The following is an 18315-nucleotide window of genomic DNA, read 5'->3' on the forward strand; positions in this document are numbered from 1 at the left end:
AGACCTTCGAGCGAGATCGGCTCGGCAAACTCTGCACCGATTTTCTTGCCGGCAATCCAGCGGACCAGCGCATTGGCCCGCTCACGGCCCGGCAGGATCAGCCAGACGCGCGTCCCGACCTCGAACACGCCGTCGGCCTCGGCCATGAATCCGGTTTCCGAGAGGTTGAGAACGCGCGCCTCGAAGCCTTCGCTGCCCAGCTCGCGGACGCGCGCGTCGATCGCCACCGGCACGCGGGCGGTGCGGCGCCGATCCTGATCGTCACGGGCGTCTGCGATCCGTGCCTTGATCATCATCGAAAAACTCGTCTCCACGCGCTTAATCCAACGGACGAACGAACGAGACGCCCATTCGACCATCCCGCAGCCAGCGCACCTGACCGGCAATCGTTCCGCGGTCAAGCAATTGAAGCGACACGGTTTCGCCGATGTGCGCGTCGCCCGCGAACCGCACCATGGCGCCCGACCGCGACAGGTTGATCAGCTGGACGAGGTGGTTGCGACCGCGCAGCGAAAGAGCCACCGAATGGGTTCCGGCGTCGAGCCGCTGCTCGCCGCGCTGATCGAACATACGCTTGACGGTGCGCGGGATCATCTCGCCCTGGAGCTGGAATCGCGATGACATACGGTTCGGTCGCCTCTGCCATTAAAAGTGATATTAACAATAGTCCCAATAGCTTAAGGATTGGTTCGCGACGTGCGTCCTCTGGCGCGCCTCGTTCATCGCGTGTATGGTCTTGGACGTCTAGGAAAGGCCATGATCCGTCGTCCTAAGGCCGGCGACAGGCTGGGCAGGGGTAAGAAGACCAAGATGAAAACGTGGTTCAAACAATGGGCGTTGTTCGCGACCTTGGCAGCGGTTCCGCTTGCCACGGCCCTGGCCCAGTCCAAGCCGGCCGCCGATCCGATCGCGCCCTTGCCCGACGCAGCGGTCCAGCCAGTCACTGCGCCCGTCCTGCCGCCGCCACCACCCCTGCCTCCCCCATTGTGGCAGGCGCCCCAAGTCGCGGCGCTGGGCGCCTATATCCGGGGCGTCGCGCGCGATGGGCTTGATCCCGCCGATTATGATCCGGCCGGGCTCGACGCGGCCATGCGCGGTGGCGATCCGATCGCCATGTCGGAGGCGGCGACCGACCGCTGGAACAAGCTGTCCTCGGACCTGGCGCTCGGCCATGTCCGCGGCGACGCGCGGATCGACTGGCACGTCGTCGACAAGGACATTGATGCAACGCGTCAGCGAATGCTGCTCGACCGGGCGCTCTACGATAATGGGCTTGCCGAGGCGCTCGACAGCTTGCTCCCGACCCACCCGCAATATGGCGCCCTTCGTACCGCCCTGTCGCTGACACCCAAAACCGATGTCGCCAAGACCAATCGGATCCGGTTGAACCTGGATCGCTGGCGGTGGCTGCCGCGCGACCTTGGCCAAAAATATATCATCGTCAACGTGCCCGCTTATCACGCGACGCTGGTCGAAAACGGTGTGACCCGGTGGAAGCATCGCGCCATCGCCGGAGCGATCAAAACGCCAACGCCGCAGCTCAGTGCGATGGCTACCGGCGTGATTCTCAATCCCTGGTGGGAAGTGCCGACCAGCATCTCCAAGGAAGTCGCGGGCAAGTCCGGCTTCGTCGCGGTCAAGGGCAAGGACGGCAAGGTCCAGCGCTGGCGCCAGCCGCCGGGGCCGACCAACGCGCTTGGCCAGCTCAAGTTCGTCATGCAAAACCAGTGGGCGATCTACCTGCACGACACCAATGCTCGCAGCCGCTTCAACAGCTCGATTCGCGCGCTCAGCCATGGCTGCGTCAGGACTGAGAATGTGCTCGACTTGGCCACCGAATTGCTCGGGGACGACGCCGGCGAATGGACCGGTCAAAAGGTGCAGGAGGCGCTGGCGGACAAGAAGTCGGTGCAGGCCAGTTTCGTCAAGCCGGTGCCGGTCTACATCGTCTATTTCAGCGCGGCCGCGCTGACCGACGGGACGATCGTCAATTATAACGACGTCTACCGGCGCGACACCAGGGTCATTGCCGCGCTGCTCGACAATGACGGCAAGGCGCCGGCGACGACCGCACCGGCCAAAAAGACCGCGGCGCGCTAAAGGGATCGAAAGCAAGAAAGGCGGCCCCTCTCGGAAGCCGCTCTTTTTTGTTCAGCTTCGAGCTCGAGGCTCGGCCAACCCTCGATGGTCTACGCGTCGAGCTTATCCGCGTAGATCATGCGGCCGTCGGCCAGGCGCTGCATCACATCCCATTGGCTCTTGCGGCTGAAGGCGAAGCAGCCTTCCGACCGGCCGAGCTTGCCGTGCAGCGGGATCATGTCGTCCTCCGCATACCATGCATTATGAATGACGATGGCCCGCGCTTCGGCATTATTGTTCGACCAATCGAGGCCGCGGACCTTCATCGACAAGCCATATTTGCCCTCATAAGTCTCGGCGGTCGTGTAGGCCCCGCTGGAGCTGGCGTAAGAGCCGAATCCGTTGGAGAAGCGCTCGACATAGCCCGAATGGTCGGGGTCGGAGCCGCGGCCATGGGCGACGCGGTGACTCTCGACATGACCACTCGGCAGGTGAACTACATGAAAGCGCGGGTCATGCGAGGCCGCGGAAAAGTCGACGATGCCGATGAAATCGCGATTGCGGATCCACGGGCGCGAATCGAGCGCGGCCTTGGCTTTGGCGAACAAGGCGGGGTTGATCCCGGCCGGCGTCGTAGGTGCTGGCGCCACGACCGGGCGAGCAATCGGCGCGAGCGGGTCGATCGGAGCCATCGGACCGGGAAGGACCGAGCTCGGAAGGATTTGCGAACTGGCGGCGGTCGTGAGCAGAAAACCGCCCGCACCGGCGGCTCCCAAACGCAACATTTCTCGACGATTCAACGACATGGCTACCCCTGTGGACAAGCGATCCTTATACAGGTCAAAAGGTAAATCGCCGATAACCAGTGTTGCCCATATCCGATGTTTGCCGCATCCAAGCCACGGCTCGTCGCGAAGAGCGGAACTAGCGTTGGGCTGGCCAACGCCTTGAATTGCGCCAGGACCGCTGCTAAGGGGCCGCCTCCGCACGCACCATTGGGTGCTGGTGATCAAAACACTCGCTTGGCGAACCTGGGGCCGGTTGTCCTGGTCAAATCGTCGGGCTTGCCCAGTCGAAATCGGGCATTCTAAGGGAGTTGGACGGCTTTTTTATGCAGATCATCGTTCGCGACAATAATGTCGACCAGGCGCTGCGCGCGCTCAAGAAGAAGCTGCAGCGTGAGGGCGTCTACCGCGAGATGAAGCTGCGCCGTCATTACGAGAAGCCGTCGGAAAAGCGCGCCCGCGAACGGGCCGCCGCGATTCGCCGCGCCCGCAAGCTGGAGCGCAAGCGCGTCGAGCGCGAAGGCGCGCGCTAGAACGTTTCGTTTTCTCCGTTTCTTGAGGTTTGATGCCGGTCACCCAGGTTCCGCTACGCCCGATCGCCCGCGGCTCGCTCGTCAAGCTGTGGCTGGCGATCGCCGCGCTGGTCTTGATCGCCTATGGCGTCGCCGCGATGGGCGCCGGCATGCTCACCAACGTCAGCGTCGTAACGGTCCAGGCAGGCACGGGCCCGAAAGTCAGCGAGCTGGACGGTGTAATCATCGAATATACCGGCCGGATCGAGAATGGGACCGTGTTCGATTCGACCGAGGGGCGCGGCCCGGCGCCGTTCCTGGTCGCGCAGGTCGTTCCCGGTTTCCGTCAGGCGCTGGTCCAGATGCAGCAGGGCGGTCGCTACAAGATCGTCATTCCCGGCCGCCTCGCCTACGGGCCCAACCCGCCGCAGGGCAGCCCGATCGGGCCCAATGAAGACCTGAGCTTTGACGTCCACATCCTGCAAGTCGCGCCCAACGCGGCGCTGACCGCGGGCGCGACCCAGCCCGGCCAGTAACGTTTATTTGCGAGATTTCGCTGGCATGGCCTTGAGGCGTGCCTTGTGCTTGCTCAGATCCTCCAGCCCGGTCTTGATCGTGGCGATGATCGGGTCGGCCAGTAGCAGTCCCATGAAACCAAATAGTGCGCCGAACACCAATTGCGCGGCGAGCACCAGCGCCGGCGCGAGGTCGACCGTGCGCCGGGCGACATAGGGCACGATCAGATAGCCGTCGACGCTCTGGACGATGAAATAAGTGGCGATCGCCCACACTCCGGCGTCCGTTCCGGCGGAAAAACCGACCGCGACCATCAACAGGCCCGATACGATCGCGCCGATGTTGGGAATGAACGCGAGCAGGCCGGTCAACAGCCCGAGTAGCGCCGCCAGCGGCACTCCTCCCCATTGCAGCATCAGCCAGGTGCCGACGCCCTCAACCAGCATGCCGACGATCCGCCCGGCCATCAGTCGTCGCAGGACGAAGCCGACATGGGTGCTGATGTCGTAGAAGCTGGCGCGGCGCTCGATCGGCATCATCCAGGCGACACCGCGGTCGTAAAGCCTGGGCTCGATGGCGATGAAGATGCCGATGACCAGAATCATGATGACCGATGAAATGACCCCCAATACGGTGCTGATCGCGCTGGTCAGCCGGCCCACCCCGCCGAACAATTGGCTGCCGAGGCTGGGCAGCCCGCCCTTGGGCAGCAGGCCGGCGGCATCGACGGAAGCGAGGAATCGCGTGGTCTGCTCGGCGACGACTACGCGCAGCGTCCCGGCCTGCGCGGCCAGCGTCGTACCGGCGAAATAGAAGGTCCAGGCGATGAAGCCGAATCCGGCGAGGGTTACGATCGCCAGACGCCAGCCGCGCGGAATCGGCAAAACCCGGCCGAGCAGCCGCGTGCCGCCGTCGAGGATGACTGCGAACACCAGCCCGCCAATGATCAGCAGGATCGGCTGCGCCAGCACCACCAGCCCGGCCACTGCGAGCGCCAGGCCGATCCACACCATCGCCCGTCGTGCTTCGATGCGGACCTGCAAATTGGACAGATCGGCCGGGCCGGGCTGTTCGACATGGCCGGTTGGCCCGGCCTTGCCGGGCCGTGGCTTGGCCTCGCTCACTGCCGCGCCTTGTCCGGGTGAAGCGACGTGCCGGCGCGGCCGCCGCGGAACGCCGGAACCCAGGTCAGCGGGTTGGCGATCTGCGTGGTGCCGTCGAGACTGAAGGTGATGAACTCGGCGCGACCGCCGATATTCTCCCACGGCACCGGCCCCCCGAGCCCGCGGTTAGGAGGGCCGAGCGAATAGCGGCTGTCGCTGCTATGGTCGCGGTTGTCGCCCATCAGGAAGACATGGTCGGCGGGCACTTTGACCGGGCCGTAATCGTCGCCGGGGCTGACCCCGTCCTCGACCGTATTGTAGCTGACCCCGTTGGGCAGGGTTTCGCGCACGATCGGCAGGCGGCAATAGACGCCGTTGCCAATCTCTACTCGCCGGTCCCAGAAATTCTCGTAGCCGCACGGCGCATTGGCATCGACCGGAATCATCGCTGACGGGCGGATGACGGCCGGAACCCGCCGGCCGTTGAGGATCAGGCGGCCGCCACGCATCTCGATCGTGTCGCCGGGCAGGCCGATGACGCGCTTGATATAATCCTCGCTGCCGCCGGGCGGAGTGACGATCACCACATCGCCCCGCTCCGGCAAATGCCCCAGCAGCCGCCCGCGCCAGTGAGGAAGGATGTGGAAGCTGGGCGACACCCACGACCAGCCATAAGGAAATTTGGTAACCACCAGCCGGTCGCCCGTGAGCAAATTGGGCATCATCGATTCGGACGGGATGTAGAACGGCTTGGCGATGAAGCTGTGGAAGGCGAGGACCGCGGCCAGCACCCAGAACAATCCCTTGGCTTCGCGCCACATGACGCTGCCATGGCTTTCCTTGGCCGGTTTGATCTCGCTCGGCGGGCCCGCCACGGCGGGGTCGGCTTCGGCACGCTCGGACAATCAGGGCTCCATCTTGCGGGCGGAGAGGATGACGAACGCCTGCGCCCAGGGATGGTCGTCGGTCATCGTCAAAAATATCTCAATGGCGTGGCCCGGCGGGGCGAGGGCGTCAAGCCGCGCCTTGGCCCCTCCGGTCAGTGCGAGGGTCGGCTGGCCCGACGGTGCGTTGACCACGCCGATGTCCTTCATGTGGACGCCGCGCTTGAAGCCGGTACCGACCGCTTTGGCAAAAGCCTCCTTGGCGGCAAAGCGCTTGGCCAGCGTGCCGGCGCGGGTGAACGGCCGCCGCTCGGCCTTGGCGCGCTCAATCTCGGTAAACACGCGGGCGAGGAAACGCTCGCCGAAGCTGTCGAGCGACTTCTGGATGCGCTCGATGTTGCACAGATCTGACCCGATACCGATGATCATGTTTACCTCTCCCATCTAGGGAGAGGGAGGGAGGCGCGCAGCGCCGGAAGGGTGAGGGGCTGCAAGGATGGCGGCAGCATGCCCTCACCCTCCCCCCGCTTCACGGCGAGTTTCATCGCGCCGCATCCATCAACGCCCGCATCCGCCCGACGCTCGCCTCGAACCCGGTGAAGATCGCTTCGCCCACCAGGAAATGGCCGATGTTGAGTTCCGCTAGCTGGAGAATCGCGGCGACGGGTGCGACATTGTCGAAGGTCAGGCCGTGGCCGGCGTGCGGCTCGATGCCGTTCTTGGCGGCGAGCGCGGCGGCGTCGGACAGGCGTTTCAACTCCACCGCGCGTTCCTCGCCCTCGGCTTGGGCGTAGCGCCCGGTGTGGAACTCGACCACCGGCGCCCCGAGCCGCAACGCTGCCTCGACCTGCGGCTCGCTAGGTTCGATGAACAGGCTGACGCGGATGCCGGCATCGCCCAGCCGCGCGACGAAGGGCGCGAGCGTGTCGAACTGACCGACCGCGTCGAGCCCGCCCTCGGTGGTCCGTTCCTCCCGCTTTTCGGGAACGATGCAGGCCGCGTGCGGCCGGTGGCCAAGCGCGATCGCCAGCATCTCCTCGGTCGCCGCCATCTCCAGATTAAGCGGCAGGTCGATCTCGGCCATCAGGCGGTCGATGTCGCGATCGGTGATGTGGCGCCGGTCCTCGCGCAGGTGCGCGGTGATACCGTCGGCGCCGGCTGCGGCGGCGGCATGCGCGGCGCGCAGCGGGTCGGGATGGTCGCCCCCCCGCGCGTTGCGGATGGTCGCGACATGATCGATGTTGACGCCGAGGCGCAGCATCAGCCGGCGCGGCTCCCCGGCTTGATCGCGGGGATGGCCGCCAGCGCGTCGGGCAGGTCGTCGGCGGAATAGGCCGGCACGTCGATGCGGATCAGCGGGACGAACGGCACGCCGAGTTCGACGGCGCCGCCCGACCGGTCAACCAGGCTGGCGGCGGCGAGGACGTTGCCGCCGGCCGTCTCGATCGCGGCGATAGCCTCCTTCGACGACAGGCCGGTGGTGACGACGTCCTCGACCATCAACACGCGCTCGCCCGGCGTCAGGGCGAAGCCGCGGCGCAGACCGAACACCCCGTCGGGCCGCTCGACGAACATCGCCCGCTTGCCCAGCGCGCGGCCCATCTCATGGCCGATGATCACCCCGCCCATCGCCGGGGAGACGACCGCGTCGATGGACTCGCGCAACTCTGCTGGGATCTTCTGGGCCAGTGCACGCGCCAGCCGCTCGGCGCGCGCTGGGTCCATCAGCACCCGGGCGCATTGCAGGTAACGCGGGCTGCGCAGGCCCGACGAGAGGATGAAATGCCCCTCGAGCAACGCCTCCGCATCGCGGAATTCCGCCAATATCTCGTCGTCGGTCACAGCGCCTCCGTTCGGTCGTTGCGGGCCGGAATAGGCCCGGCCGACGGACCTCGCAACCGCCCGCGATACCGGAGCGACGCGGCGCTTGAGGCAGGCGAATGTCCCGCCTATAAGGCCGCGAATTTCGGACCCGCCGACGCGGCGGGACCTGCCTTTCATAACCCAAGCAACCGGGGTGACGATGAAGATTTTGGGATTGGTGCTCGCCGTTGCGGCCGCCGGATTGATGCCTGCCGCTGGGAGCGCCCAAGCGCCGGCCGCTGGGCGGCAGGCGACGGCGGCGGCTCCGGTTCCAGTTTCGGCTCCGGCCGTTGCCGCAACGCCCGCAGCGGCTCCGGTTCCGGCGAATGCCGCGACGCCCGCCACAGCTCCAGCGGCTCCACCGATCGATTATGCCGCCGCCAGCCCGCATTTCGGGGTTCCCGACGGCAGCAAAGGTATCCAGCCACAGGTGACCGCGATCGGCCAGCGTGCCGAGGCCTTCCATAATGGCCCGCTGCTGCTGATGTGCGCGGTGATCAGCCTGTTCGTGCTGCTGCTGCTGGGCTACACGATGGTCAAGTTCCGCCGCGGCGCTAACCCGACCCCGTCGCGGACCAGCCACAACACGACAATCGAGGTCATCTGGACGGTCGTTCCGGTGCTGATCCTGGTCGCCATCGCGATCCCGTCGATCCGCCTGATCCGCGCCCAGTACAGCCCACCGCCGGCCGACGTAACGATCAAGGTGGTCGGCAACCAATGGTATTGGACTTATCAATATCCCGATAATGGCGGGATCGAGATCGTGTCGAACATGCTGAAAGAGCAGAAGGACGTGAAGCCGGGCGAGCGGTTCCGCACCGACGCCGACGGCCCGCCCTTGCTCGCCGCCGACGAGCGGATGGTGATCCCGGTCGGCAAGGTGGTCAAGTTCATCATCACCTCAACCGACGTCATCCACAGCTTCGCCGTCCCGGCCTTCTGGACCAAGATGGACGCCAACCCCGGCCGCCTCAACGAGACCTGGGTCAAGGTCGACCGGCCGGGCGTCTATTTCGGCCAGTGCAGCGAATTGTGCGGCGCGCGCCACGGCTTCATGCCGATTGCGGTCGAGGTAGTGCCGGAGGCGACCTTCAACGCCTGGCTCGCCTCGAAGGGCGGCACGCCCAAGGGCGTCAAGCCGTCGACCGAAAAAGCGCCGGCCGAAGCCGTTGCGGCGAGCCCGGCGAACGACACGACGGCCATCGAGCAGCCAGCACTGAACCAGGCCGCCACGGCCCAGAATAATTAAGCGGAAACGAGAGTCTGATGAGCACCATTCCCGCCGATGCACTGTCGCTGCAAGTCCATGGGGAGCATGACTCCCACGCGCATGCCGATCACAAGCCGGGCTTCTTCGCCCGCTGGTTCATGTCGACCAATCACAAGGACATCGGCACGCTCTACCTGATCTTCGCGATCGTCGCGGGGATCATCGGCGGCGCGGTGTCGGGCATCATGCGCGCCGAACTGGCCGAGCCGGGCATCCAGATTCTGACCCAGGGCTGGCCGCTCGGTGCCGGCGCCGGCGCCAGCTTCGACGAGGCGCTCCACCACTGGAATGTGCTGATCACCGCCCACGGGCTGATCATGGTTTTCTTCATGGTCATGCCGGCGATGATCGGCGGGTTCGGCAACTGGTTCGTCCCGCTGATGATCGGCGCGCCGGACATGGCCTTCCCGCGCATGAACAACATCTCGTTCTGGCTGCTGGTGCCGGCGTTCCTGCTGCTGCTCGGATCGTCGTTCGTCAGCGGAGGCACCGGCCTTGGCGCGGGCACCGGGTGGACCGTTTACGCTCCGCTTTCGACCTCGGGCTCGTCCGGGCCGGCGGTCGATATGGCGATCTTCTCCTTGCACCTCGCGGGCGCGAGCTCGATTTTGGGCGCGATCAACTTCATCACGACCATCTTCAACATGCGCGCGCCGGGGATGACCCTGCACAAGATGCCGCTGTTCGTCTGGTCGATCCTGGTCACCGTGTTCCTGCTGCTGCTCGCGCTGCCGGTCCTCGCCGGGGCGATCACGATGCTGCTCACCGACCGCAACTTCGGCACGACCTTCTTCGACGCCTCGGGCGGGGGCGATCCGGTGCTGTATCAGCATTTGTTCTGGTTCTTCGGCCACCCCGAGGTCTACATCATGATCCTGCCCGGCTTCGGCATGGTCAGCCAGGTCATCGCCACCTTCAGCCGCAAGCCGGTGTTCGGCTATCTCGGCATGGCCTACGCCATGGTCGCGATCGGCGTGGTTGGGTTCGTCGTCTGGGCCCACCACATGTTCACGATCGGCATGGACGTGAACACGAAAATGTATTTCACCGCCGCGACGATGATCATCGCGGTACCCACCGGCGTGAAAATCTTCTCGTGGATCGCGACCATGTGGGGCGGATCGATCAGCTTCGAAACCCCGATGCTGTGGGCGATCGGCTTCATCTTCCTGTTCACCGTCGGCGGCGTCACCGGCGTCGTCCTCGCCAACGGCGGCGTCGATAACTACATGCACGACACCTACTATGTCGTCGCCCACTTCCACTATGTGCTGAGCCTCGGCGCGGTGTTCGGCATCTTCGCCGGTTTCTATTACTGGTTCCCGAAGATGAGCGGCCGGATGTACAATGAGCTGCTCGGCAAGATGCACTTTTTCATCATGTTCATCGGCGTGAACCTGATCTTCTTCCCGCAGCATTTCCTCGGCCTCGACGGCATGCCTCGCCGCATCCCCGACTATTCGCCGGCCTTCTCCTACTGGAACAAGATTTCCAGCATCGGCTATGCGGTGATGGCGATCGGCATGATCATCTTCTTCGTCAACATGATCTGGTCGATGCTGGCCGGCAAACAGGCCCCCGACAACCCCTGGGGTGAAGGCGCGACGACGCTCGAATGGACCCTGTCCAGCCCGCCGCCGTTCCACCAGTTCGAGACCTTGCCGAAGATCGACTAGCTAGCCTCCCCTCCCGCTCGCGCGAGGGGAAGAGCCGCAAGGCGGCGAAGGGGAGGGCCTGTCTAGGGTCTTTCGGCGACTAACATTCCCTCCCCAACCCCTTCCGCGAGCGGGAAGGGAGAGCGCGTAGAACCGACGCAGTCCGGCCGGCCTGCTGCGGAGCAGACATGATCGACGGAGTGGATTCTCTCCCCGACGGCCGCCGCGAGCAAATGCCCGCTTTCGAACCTTTCCGTACATCAGGTCTAGTTCTGCTTCCCTCCGTGGCCGGCATTCGGTTCCCGCTATCGAGAGCAACCTGATCAGAGGCAGCGGGTGATAATCGGTTCAGCTCCGCGCCGGAGCGTGAAAGGTCCGAGCAGGATTCCATTCTCCACGCGCCCCTGCAAGCTCATGGCATTGCCTCCGACGCTGCCACTGTAGTGGACGCGGTAGCTCGGTAGTTGTTGTCCTTCGATCGCCGGGCCACCCCTCCCTGGGGTGTGGGTACCCTCTGCAATAAAGGAGCCGTCGCGATTCATCATCAGCGGACCAATCATGGTTCCCGCCGCGCAATCATACTCGAGCGTGCCACCAGCGGACGTAAGGCTTAAGTGCAGGTGCTTGCCGCCCCACGTACCCGTGACCGGAACGACCGCAGCTGGCACCGCCGCACAAGCGGCGAGTAGCGGAAGGGCGAAGAGCAGGCCACGATTCATGAACGGTTAACGTCAGAAGCTCGCCTTTCGTTTCGAGGCGCGCTGCTAATGTCCGCTTTCCACCCACGCTGCCGTTCCATTTTTCGCTGTCCTACACGCGCCCGATCGTGCCACCACGGCCTCGGCTCTTTCTCGACATCAGGATCAACGGCTCCGCGCACGCACGTAGTGGGACTTTTGCGACTTTCCGAGCACCTTCTCTACCATCGCGAATGCCCCCGTCACCGCGAACATTGGGAACATTCGCTGCTGAACGGCACTTTCCGATCCGCCTCTTTTCCTCATCTCCGCAACCCCCTATAGGCGCGGGCGTGATCAGCGCTTTGCTTCCCGCCAGCACCTCGATTCCCGCCGACTGGCGCGACCTTCTCGCGCTGACCAAGCCGCGCGTGATGACCCTGGTCGTGTTCACCGGGCTCGCCGGGCTGCTCGCCGCGCCGGTATCGGTCAATCCGGTGTTGGGGTTCGCCGCGGTGCTATGCATCGCGCTTGGCGCAGGGGCGGCGGGGGCGCTCAACCAATGGTATGAGGCCGACCTCGACGCCAAGATGAAGCGAACCGCCAGTCGCCCGCTTCCGGCCGGACGGATGACGCGCCAGACCGCGCTCCACTTCGGCGTTGGCCTCGCCGCATTCTCGGTGATCCTGATGGATCTCGCCGCTAATCATCTCGCGGCGGCGATCCTCGCCGTCTCGATCCTGTTCTACGTGCTGGTCTATACCGTCTGGCTCAAACGGCGGACCGCGCAAAACATCGTCATCGGCGGCGCCGCCGGAGCCTTCCCGCCGCTGATCGGCTGGGTCGCGGCGACCGGCGACATTAGTGCGCTGCCGGTGCTGTTGTTCGCGATCATCTTCCTGTGGACCCCGCCGCATTTCTGGGCGCTGTCGCTGTTCATCAAGACCGATTATGCCGCCGCCGGGGTGCCGATGCTGCCGGTAGTCGCGGGCGTCACCACCACCCGGCGCCAGATATGGCTCTACACCATCCCGATGATCCCCGCGGCGGTTGCGCCATGGGCCATGGGCCTGACCGGCTGGGTCTATGGTGCGGCCTCGATCGCATTGAATGCGGTGTTTCTGCTGTTCGCGCTGGCGGTGCTTGCCAACAAGGCTACCGAGCCCGCCGCGATGAAGCCGGAAAAGCGGCTGTTCGCTTTCTCGATCCTCTATTTGTTTGCGCTGTTCGGCGCGCTGGTTGTCGACCGCTGGGTGATCGGATGAGCGAGAATGACGAGATCATCCGCAAGCGCCAGCGCGATCGGGCGCGCATCATGGCGCTACTGCTCGGCCTGTTCGTGGTGCTGATGTTCGCCATCACCATCGCCAAGATGGGCATCAACCGATGAGCGGCAACCGGTGAGCAGCGTTGCCGCCAAGAACCGTAGCGTCGGTTTTCGTGCCGCTTTGTTCGGGCTGGCGATGCTGGCGGTCGCCTTCGCCTCCGTGCCGCTCTACCGCATTTTTTGCCAGGTGACCGGGTTCGACGGCACCACCCAGCGCGCCGAAGCGGCGCCGGGCGCGGTCGCGGGGCAGATCGGGGTGCGGTTCGACGCCAATATCTCGCCGATGCTACCGTGGAAGTTCGTCCCCGAGCAGGAGACGGTGCGGATTCATCCGGGCCAGCGCACGACCATCTACTTCGACGCCACCAACTACACCGCGCGCAACACCACCGGGCAGGCGGTGTTCAACGTCTCGCCGGCGCAGGCCGGACCTTATTTCAGCAAGATCGCCTGCTTCTGCTTCACCGAGCAGACGCTCAAACCCGGCGAGAAGGCGCGCATGCCGGTGGTGTTCTTCGTCGATCCCAAGATCCGCGAGGACGAAGCCACGCGCGACATCGACGAAATCACTTTGTCCTACACATTTTACCCGGTGGAAAATCCGGCGAGCGGCGGCTAGAGCCGCTGGCAATCATCTAGGAACGAGCAACATGGCGTCGACCAAGAACCACGATTACCACATCCTTCCGCCCGACCAGTGGCCGTTGATCGGCGCGACGGCCGCGCTCGCGCTGTTCGGCGGCGCGGTGATGTGGATGCATGCGAATCCCTATGGGAAGTTCGTCTTCGCCCTTGGCGCGCTCGGCGTGATCGTCACCATGTACAGCTGGTGGGCCAACGTCATTCGCGAGGGCAAGGCGGGCGACCATACCCCGGTGGTGCAGCTTCACCTGCGCTACGGAATGATCCTGTTCATTGCGTCGGAAGTGATGTTCTTCGTCGCCTGGTTTTGGGCCTTTTTCTCCTCGTCGATGTTCCCGTCGGCGATGGAAGCGGTTGGTGGGCAATGGCCGCCCAAGGGTATCGAAGTGCTCGACCCGTTCGGCTTCCCGCTGCTCAACACGATGATCCTGCTGTGCTCGGGCACCACCGTCACCTGGGCGCATCATGCGTTGATCCACGGCGACCGTGAGGGACTCAAGAAGGGCCTCATCGCGACGATCCTGCTCGGTATGTTGTTCACGTCGATCCAGGCCTATGAATATATCCACGCGCCGTTCGCCTTCAAAGGCAATATCTATGGCGCGACCTTCTTCATGGCGACCGGCTTCCACGGCTTCCACGTCTTGGTCGGCACGATCTTCCTGATCATCTGCCTGCTGCGCGCGCAGAAGGGCGATTTCACCCCGCGCGCCCATTTCGGGTTCGAAGCGGCGGCCTGGTACTGGCACTTCGTCGACGTCGTCTGGCTGTTCCTGTTCGTCTCGGTCTATGTGTGGGGCGGCTGGGGCGCGCCGGTCCACGGATGATGGAGGCCAAGGCGCGCGCCGGAACGGCCGCGCCGTCGCTGCCCGCGGCGACATTTCAAGGATTGTGCCCGCGCTGCGGGGAGAAAACCCTGTTCGCCGGTGCCGCGCGCATTGCGCCGACCTGCCGCGCCTGCGGGCTTGATTTCGCCGAGTTCAACATCGGCGATGGACCCGCAGCCTTCCTCATCCTGATCGTCGGGGCGATTGTCGCCGTATCGGCCATCGTTCTCGACCAGATCCTATCGCCGCCGTGGTGGGTCCATCTCGTCTGGCTACCGGTAGGGGTTGCGCTGACGCTCTACGGATTACGGCTTGGCAAGGCGGCGCTGCTCTACCAATCGTATCGCCACCAGGCGCGCGAAGGACGGATCGTCAAATGAAGCGCAAGATTCCGATCGTACCCACCTTCATCGTTGCGCTGGCGGTGCTGACGATGATCGCGTTGGGTGTCTGGCAATTGCATCGACGGACCCAGAAGGAGGCCCTGCTCGCGACCTACGCCGCCGCCACCAACAGGCCGCCGATCGGCTGGCCGACCATTCCGAACAAGCCGCCGCTGCCGCTGTTCCGCTCGGCGACCGGCAATTGTCTTGCCGTCACCGGCTTTCGCACCGCGGCGGGCCAGAACCGCCAGGGCGAGCCCGGATACTTGATCATCGCCGATTGCAGGACAGGCGCCGAAGGGCCGGGGATGGCGGTCGAGCTCGGCTGGACCAAGAACCCGAATGGCGGTCGCGACTATCGGGGCGGGCTAGTCAGCGGGGTGATCGCGCCCGACCGGCGAACGCTGATGCGGCTGGTCGCGGCAACGCCCGGTCCGGGCCTGGAGGCGAGCGCCCCGCCGTCGCCCGACATCATCGCCAACAATCATCTGAGCTATGCCGTTCAATGGTTCCTGTTCGCAGCCATTGCGCTGATCATTTACACCCTCGCGCTACGCTGGCGGAAGCCGAGGCAGGCCAAGAATGACGGCTGAGCTGACGCGCCTGCCCAACGGCGTGACCGTCGCGATCGACCCAATGGCGGGAGCGCAGTCGGCCTCGATCGGCCTTTACGCCGCGGTCGGGTCGCGCAGCGAGCCGGCGGGCAAGGGCGGCCTTGCTCATTTGGTCGAGCATATGGTGTTCAAGGGCGCGCGGGGCCGCGATGCCCGCGCCATCGCGGAGGCGATCGAGGACGTCGGCGGCTCGCTCAACGCATGGACCGCGCGCGACCAGACCGTGTTCCATGCGCGCACGCTTAGCCCCGATGCCGGGCTGGCGCTCGAACTGATCGCCGATCTGGTGCGTGCGCCCAGGCTCGACGAGGATGAGCTTGAGCGCGAGAAATTGGTGATCCTGTCGGAACTGGGGGAGTGCCTCGACGCGCCCGACGATTTGATCCACGATTTCCTGTTTGAGGCGGCGTTCGGAACCCAGCCGATCGCGCTTCCAGTGCTTGGCCGCGAACCGTCGATTCGCGCAATCTCCCGCGCCGACTGCACCGGCTGGCTCGAGCAGCAATATCGCCCCGAGCGGTTGGTCATCGCCGCCGCGGGTAAGGTCGATCCCAGCCACATCCTGATGCTTGCCGAAGCGCTGTTCGGGGATCTGGAGCAAGTCGCGCCGCCGGCGATCGCATCGGCGCGGTTCGAGGGTGGCGTTCGCTCCGACCGCCGTTCGTCGGAGCAGGCCCATCTCGCCTTCGCCGCTCCCGGCCTCCCCGCTTCTAATCCCGCCGCTCCTGCGCTGTCACTGTTCGCGCAGGCGGTCGGTGGCGGCATGTCGTCGCGGCTATTCCAGGAACTGCGCGAGGAGCGCGGCCTGGCCTATTCGATCTACGCGTGGACCCAAGGCTTCGCCGAAACCGGCCTGTTCGCGGTCAATTTGTCGACGGACAAAGCCCGCGCCGCCGAGGCGATGACGCTTGCCCGCGACACGGTGGCGCGCGCCGCCGAAGACCTGACCGATGCCGAACTCGCCCGCGCTCGCGCTCAAGTCGAGGCGGGGCTGCTGATGACGCTCGAGACGCCGCCAGGCCGTGCGGATTCGATGGCCCGATCGATCGAGGTTTTCGGCCGCATCATGAGCCTCGACGAGATGCTCGCGGAAATTCGCGCGGTCGACGCGGCCGCCGCCCGCGCCGCCGGGCTGGCGATGCTCGCCGGTCCGCGCGCGCTCGCCTCAATCGGCGGCAAGGTCGCACTGGCGGCATGAGCCTGGGTCCGCTTTCGACCCTGGTCGCAGAGCCGTGGGACGATTGGGGGCTGATCGACTGCGGCGATGGCCGCAAGTGGGAGCGCTACGGCGCGGTCACTGTTGTCCGCCCCGAACCGCAAGCGATGTGGGCGCCCGCGCTTCCCGACTGGTCGCCCGACGCGACCTTCGTACCCGGGTCGGACGAGGAGGGTGGCGGGCGCTGGATCCAGCACCGCCCGGTCCCGTCGAGCTGGCCGCTGGCGCGCGGCAAGGTCCGCTTTCACGCCAGCCTGACCCCGTTCCGCCACCTCGGCTTCTTCCCCGACATGGCCCCGCAATGGGATTTCATGCGGGAGAGGGCGGACAGCGCCGAGGTGATGAACCTGTTCGGCTACACCGGGGTCGGGACGCTGCTGCTGAGCGACGCGGGCGCCAAGCTGGTCCATGTCGATGCCTCGAAAAAGTCGGTCGAAGGCGGGCGAGCCAACGCCACCCTTTCGGGGATGGGCGACCGGCCGATCCGCTGGATCGTCGACGACGCCGCAAAGTTCACCGCCCGCGAGGTCCGTCGCGGGCGGCGCTACGACGGCATATTGCTCGATCCGCCCAAATTCGGCCGCGGGCCCGAGGGCGAGGTGTGGCGGCTCGAGGAGCACCTCGCTCCGCTGCTCGCCGATTGCGTCAAGCTGCTCGACGCAGACAGCCGCTTCCTCGTCCTCACAGTTTACGCCGTGCGCATGTCGGCGCTGGCGATTGGCGAACTGCTGTCGCAACTCACGGCATACCTCGGCGGCACGGTCGAATGTGGTGAGATGGCCGTGCGCGAGGAGGCGAGGGGGCTGCTCCTGCCCACCGCCATTTTCGTGCGCTGGAGTCGCGATTAGGTTCGAGACGCCCGGATCGCCGCGCCGGTAATGAACGGCGCTCCGGCGACCGCCAGCAAGGCGACTGCCGCTTCCAGTTTCAACGCCGCATCGCCCCCCTCCCCGCTCGCCGCCGCGCCGAAGATCAGCAGCGGCACCGCCAGCGGCAGTAGCAGCAGCCCCGCCAGCGCACCGGCGCGGGACAATCCGGTGGTCAGCGCCGCGACCGCGACCGCCAGCGCCGCCAGAGCCGGCGTTCCGATCGCTAGCGCGACAAAACTCCGCTCCAGCGCCGCGCCATCGAGCCCGACTAGCAGGCTGCCGGGCACCGCGGCGAGCAGCAGCAGCGGCCCGAAGGTCAGCCAGTGGCCGATGATCTTGGCCGCGCCGACCATTTCCTCCGAAACGCCGGCCAGCGCCAGTTGATCGAGCACGCCGTCGGCACGGTCGGGCTCGACCAGCCGCTCGATCGGCAGCAGGGCCGCGGTCAGGGCCGCGATCCACAGGGCGCCGCCGCCGATCCGCGCCAGCAACCTGGCGTCGGGCCCGACCGCGAACGGCACGATCGTCGCGACGATCAGGAAGAAGGCGACCGGGAGCCATGCCGCGCCGGCCAGTCCCCGCCGGATTTCGCGGATAATCAGCGCGCCGGTCATCGGCCAAGCTCCAGCGTTCGCCAGTCGCCCGCCAGCTCGGCGTGGCTGGCGGCGAGCACTGCCCCGCCCGAAGCGCGATGGTCGCCAATCGCCGCGTCGAGCCGCGCGGCGCCATCGCGGTCGAGGCCGTTGAGCGGCTCGTCGAGCAGCCACAAAGGCGCGCCGCTCGCCATCACCCGCGCCAGCCGCGCGCGCCTCGCCTGACCGGTCGACAGCAGCCGCACCGGCACCTCGGCCAGCCGATCTAGGTCGAACGCCGCCATCGCTCCGGCTAAGTGAGGGCCTTTCCAGAACCCCAGCGCTCGGCGCAACGGCAACTCTTGGTCGAGCGCCAGCCCCTCGTCGGCCAGCGCCGCCTCGCTCCGCTCGATGCGGCCCACGGTTGGCGTGAGCAGCCCGGCGACGAGCCGGATCAGGCTCGACTTGCCGCTGCCGTTCGGGCCGGTCAGGTGCAACGCCTCGCCCGGCTCTAGCGC

The 18315-nt window shown here is 65.8% G+C and carries 24 protein-coding genes; 13 read left to right on the top strand and 11 right to left on the bottom strand.

The genetic code is table 11. The features are described 5' to 3' along the window. Positions 1–296, bottom strand: a 296-nt coding sequence (locus tag H0W65_RS09585; protein WP_294006976.1) for a PilZ domain-containing protein, incomplete at its 3' end; no start/stop codon positions are given. 22 nt (positions 297–318) lie between these two features. After that, positions 319–624: a PilZ domain-containing protein gene (locus H0W65_RS09590; protein WP_294006979.1), complete on the bottom strand. Its 306-nt coding sequence runs from the start codon at positions 622–624 to the stop codon at positions 319–321. A 132-nt stretch (positions 625–756) separates the two neighbouring features. Here H0W65_RS09590 and H0W65_RS09595 point away from each other — a divergent pair, with 132 nt between their 5' ends. Further along, positions 757–2100: a L,D-transpeptidase family protein gene (locus H0W65_RS09595; RefSeq protein ID WP_294006982.1), complete on the top strand. Its 1344-nt coding sequence runs from the start codon at positions 757–759 to the stop codon at positions 2098–2100. 89 nt (positions 2101–2189) lie between these two features. On the opposite strand, the gene H0W65_RS09600 is transcribed toward H0W65_RS09595, so the two are convergent. Further along, positions 2190–2771 carry a murein L,D-transpeptidase catalytic domain-containing protein gene (locus H0W65_RS09600; protein ID WP_294006985.1) on the bottom strand — a complete coding sequence of 194 codons (582 nt, stop codon included), beginning with the start codon at positions 2769–2771 and terminating at the stop codon, positions 2190–2192. Between the two features lie 419 nt (positions 2772–3190). Here H0W65_RS09600 and rpsU point away from each other — a divergent pair, with 419 nt between their 5' ends. Further along, the gene (gene rpsU / locus H0W65_RS09605) at positions 3191–3397 is read left to right on the top strand and encodes a 30S ribosomal protein S21 (protein ID WP_294007032.1); all 207 of its coding nucleotides are present in this window, start codon (positions 3191–3193) and stop codon (positions 3395–3397) included. Positions 3398–3429: 32 nt separating this feature from the next. Next, positions 3430–3912: an FKBP-type peptidyl-prolyl cis-trans isomerase gene (locus H0W65_RS09610; RefSeq protein WP_294006988.1), complete on the top strand. Its 483-nt coding sequence runs from the start codon at positions 3430–3432 to the stop codon at positions 3910–3912. 3 nt (positions 3913–3915) lie between these two features. Here the strand turns inward: H0W65_RS09610 and H0W65_RS09615 are convergent, their stop codons facing one another. The 5 genes from H0W65_RS09615 to pyrE all read right to left on the bottom strand — a co-directional run bounded on the left by H0W65_RS09615 (position 3916) and on the right by pyrE (position 7721). Beyond that, the gene (locus H0W65_RS09615) at positions 3916–5016 is read right to left on the bottom strand and encodes an AI-2E family transporter (RefSeq protein ID WP_294006991.1); all 1101 of its coding nucleotides are present in this window, start codon (positions 5014–5016) and stop codon (positions 3916–3918) included. Further along, a complete protein-coding gene (lepB, locus tag H0W65_RS09620; RefSeq protein WP_294006994.1) occupies positions 5013–5900 on the bottom strand; it encodes a signal peptidase I in 888 nt (295 codons plus the stop codon). Before lepB ends, H0W65_RS09615 begins: the two co-directional genes overlap by 4 nt. Further along, on the bottom strand, positions 5901–6308 hold the full coding sequence (gene acpS, locus H0W65_RS09625; RefSeq protein ID WP_294006996.1) for a holo-ACP synthase: 408 nt from the start codon (positions 6306–6308) through the stop codon (positions 5901–5903). A 112-nt stretch (positions 6309–6420) separates the two neighbouring features. Continuing rightward, positions 6421–7140 (bottom strand): pyridoxine 5'-phosphate synthase, encoded by a 720-nt coding sequence (locus H0W65_RS09630; protein WP_294006999.1) that lies wholly within the window; start codon positions 7138–7140, stop codon positions 6421–6423. Then, positions 7140–7721, bottom strand: a complete 582-nt coding sequence (pyrE, locus tag H0W65_RS09635) for an orotate phosphoribosyltransferase (RefSeq protein WP_294007002.1) — start codon at positions 7719–7721, stop codon at positions 7140–7142. Before pyrE ends, H0W65_RS09630 begins: the two co-directional genes overlap by 1 nt. A gap of 181 nt (positions 7722–7902) precedes the next feature. Here pyrE and coxB point away from each other — a divergent pair, with 181 nt between their 5' ends. Further along, entirely contained in the window at positions 7903–8994 is a 1092-nt protein-coding gene (gene coxB, locus H0W65_RS09640) for a cytochrome c oxidase subunit II (RefSeq protein WP_294007035.1), read from the top strand. Positions 8995–9011: 17 nt separating this feature from the next. Further along, positions 9012–10691, top strand: coding sequence for a cytochrome c oxidase subunit I (gene ctaD / locus H0W65_RS09645; protein ID WP_294007004.1), 1680 nt, complete (start codon positions 9012–9014; stop codon positions 10689–10691). Positions 10692–10993: 302 nt separating this feature from the next. Here ctaD and H0W65_RS09650 read toward each other — a convergent pair whose 3' ends face one another. Then, a complete protein-coding gene (locus tag H0W65_RS09650; RefSeq protein WP_294007007.1) occupies positions 10994–11389 on the bottom strand; it encodes a hypothetical protein in 396 nt (131 codons plus the stop codon). A 314-nt stretch (positions 11390–11703) separates the two neighbouring features. On the opposite strand from H0W65_RS09650, the gene H0W65_RS09655 reads away from it, so the two are divergent. From H0W65_RS09655 to H0W65_RS09690, 8 genes are read left to right on the top strand one after another with little or no spacing between them, the layout of a single operon-like run. Further along, positions 11704–12612: a heme o synthase gene (locus tag H0W65_RS09655; RefSeq protein WP_294007038.1), complete on the top strand. Its 909-nt coding sequence runs from the start codon at positions 11704–11706 to the stop codon at positions 12610–12612. Then, positions 12609–12737, top strand: a complete 129-nt coding sequence (locus tag H0W65_RS09660) for a hypothetical protein (protein WP_294007009.1) — start codon at positions 12609–12611, stop codon at positions 12735–12737. Before H0W65_RS09655 ends, H0W65_RS09660 begins: the two co-directional genes overlap by 4 nt. Before the next feature lie 10 nt (positions 12738–12747). Next, positions 12748–13293, top strand: a complete 546-nt coding sequence (locus H0W65_RS09665; RefSeq protein ID WP_294007012.1) for a cytochrome c oxidase assembly protein — start codon at positions 12748–12750, stop codon at positions 13291–13293. A gap of 31 nt (positions 13294–13324) precedes the next feature. Continuing rightward, positions 13325–14143, top strand: a complete 819-nt coding sequence (locus H0W65_RS09670; protein WP_294007015.1) for a cytochrome c oxidase subunit 3 — start codon at positions 13325–13327, stop codon at positions 14141–14143. Then, positions 14140–14523, top strand: a complete 384-nt coding sequence (locus tag H0W65_RS09675; protein WP_367120137.1) for a DUF983 domain-containing protein — start codon at positions 14140–14142, stop codon at positions 14521–14523. The genes H0W65_RS09670 and H0W65_RS09675 overlap by 4 nt, the downstream gene beginning before the upstream one ends. After that, positions 14520–15119: an SURF1 family protein gene (locus tag H0W65_RS09680; RefSeq protein WP_294007018.1), complete on the top strand. Its 600-nt coding sequence runs from the start codon at positions 14520–14522 to the stop codon at positions 15117–15119. The genes H0W65_RS09675 and H0W65_RS09680 overlap by 4 nt, the downstream gene beginning before the upstream one ends. After that, a complete protein-coding gene (locus H0W65_RS09685; RefSeq protein WP_294007021.1) occupies positions 15109–16338 on the top strand; it encodes a pitrilysin family protein in 1230 nt (409 codons plus the stop codon). The genes H0W65_RS09680 and H0W65_RS09685 overlap by 11 nt, the downstream gene beginning before the upstream one ends. Then, complete coding sequence (locus H0W65_RS09690) at positions 16335–17204, top strand: class I SAM-dependent methyltransferase (protein ID WP_294007024.1); 870 nt, start codon at positions 16335–16337, stop codon at positions 17202–17204. Before H0W65_RS09685 ends, H0W65_RS09690 begins: the two co-directional genes overlap by 4 nt. Here the strand turns inward: H0W65_RS09690 and H0W65_RS09695 are convergent. Beyond that, entirely contained in the window at positions 17201–17839 is a 639-nt protein-coding gene (locus H0W65_RS09695) for a heme exporter protein CcmB (RefSeq protein WP_294007027.1), read from the bottom strand. The two genes, H0W65_RS09690 and H0W65_RS09695, sit on opposite strands and share 4 nt — an antisense overlap. Next, positions 17836–18315, bottom strand: a 480-nt coding sequence (locus tag H0W65_RS09700) for an ATP-binding cassette domain-containing protein (RefSeq protein ID WP_294007029.1), incomplete at its 5' end; no start/stop codon positions are given. The genes H0W65_RS09695 and H0W65_RS09700, both read right to left, overlap by 4 nt.

This window comes from Sphingomonas sp. (assembly GCF_013816785.1).
GTDB lineage: Bacteria > Pseudomonadota > Alphaproteobacteria > Sphingomonadales > Sphingomonadaceae > Sphingomicrobium.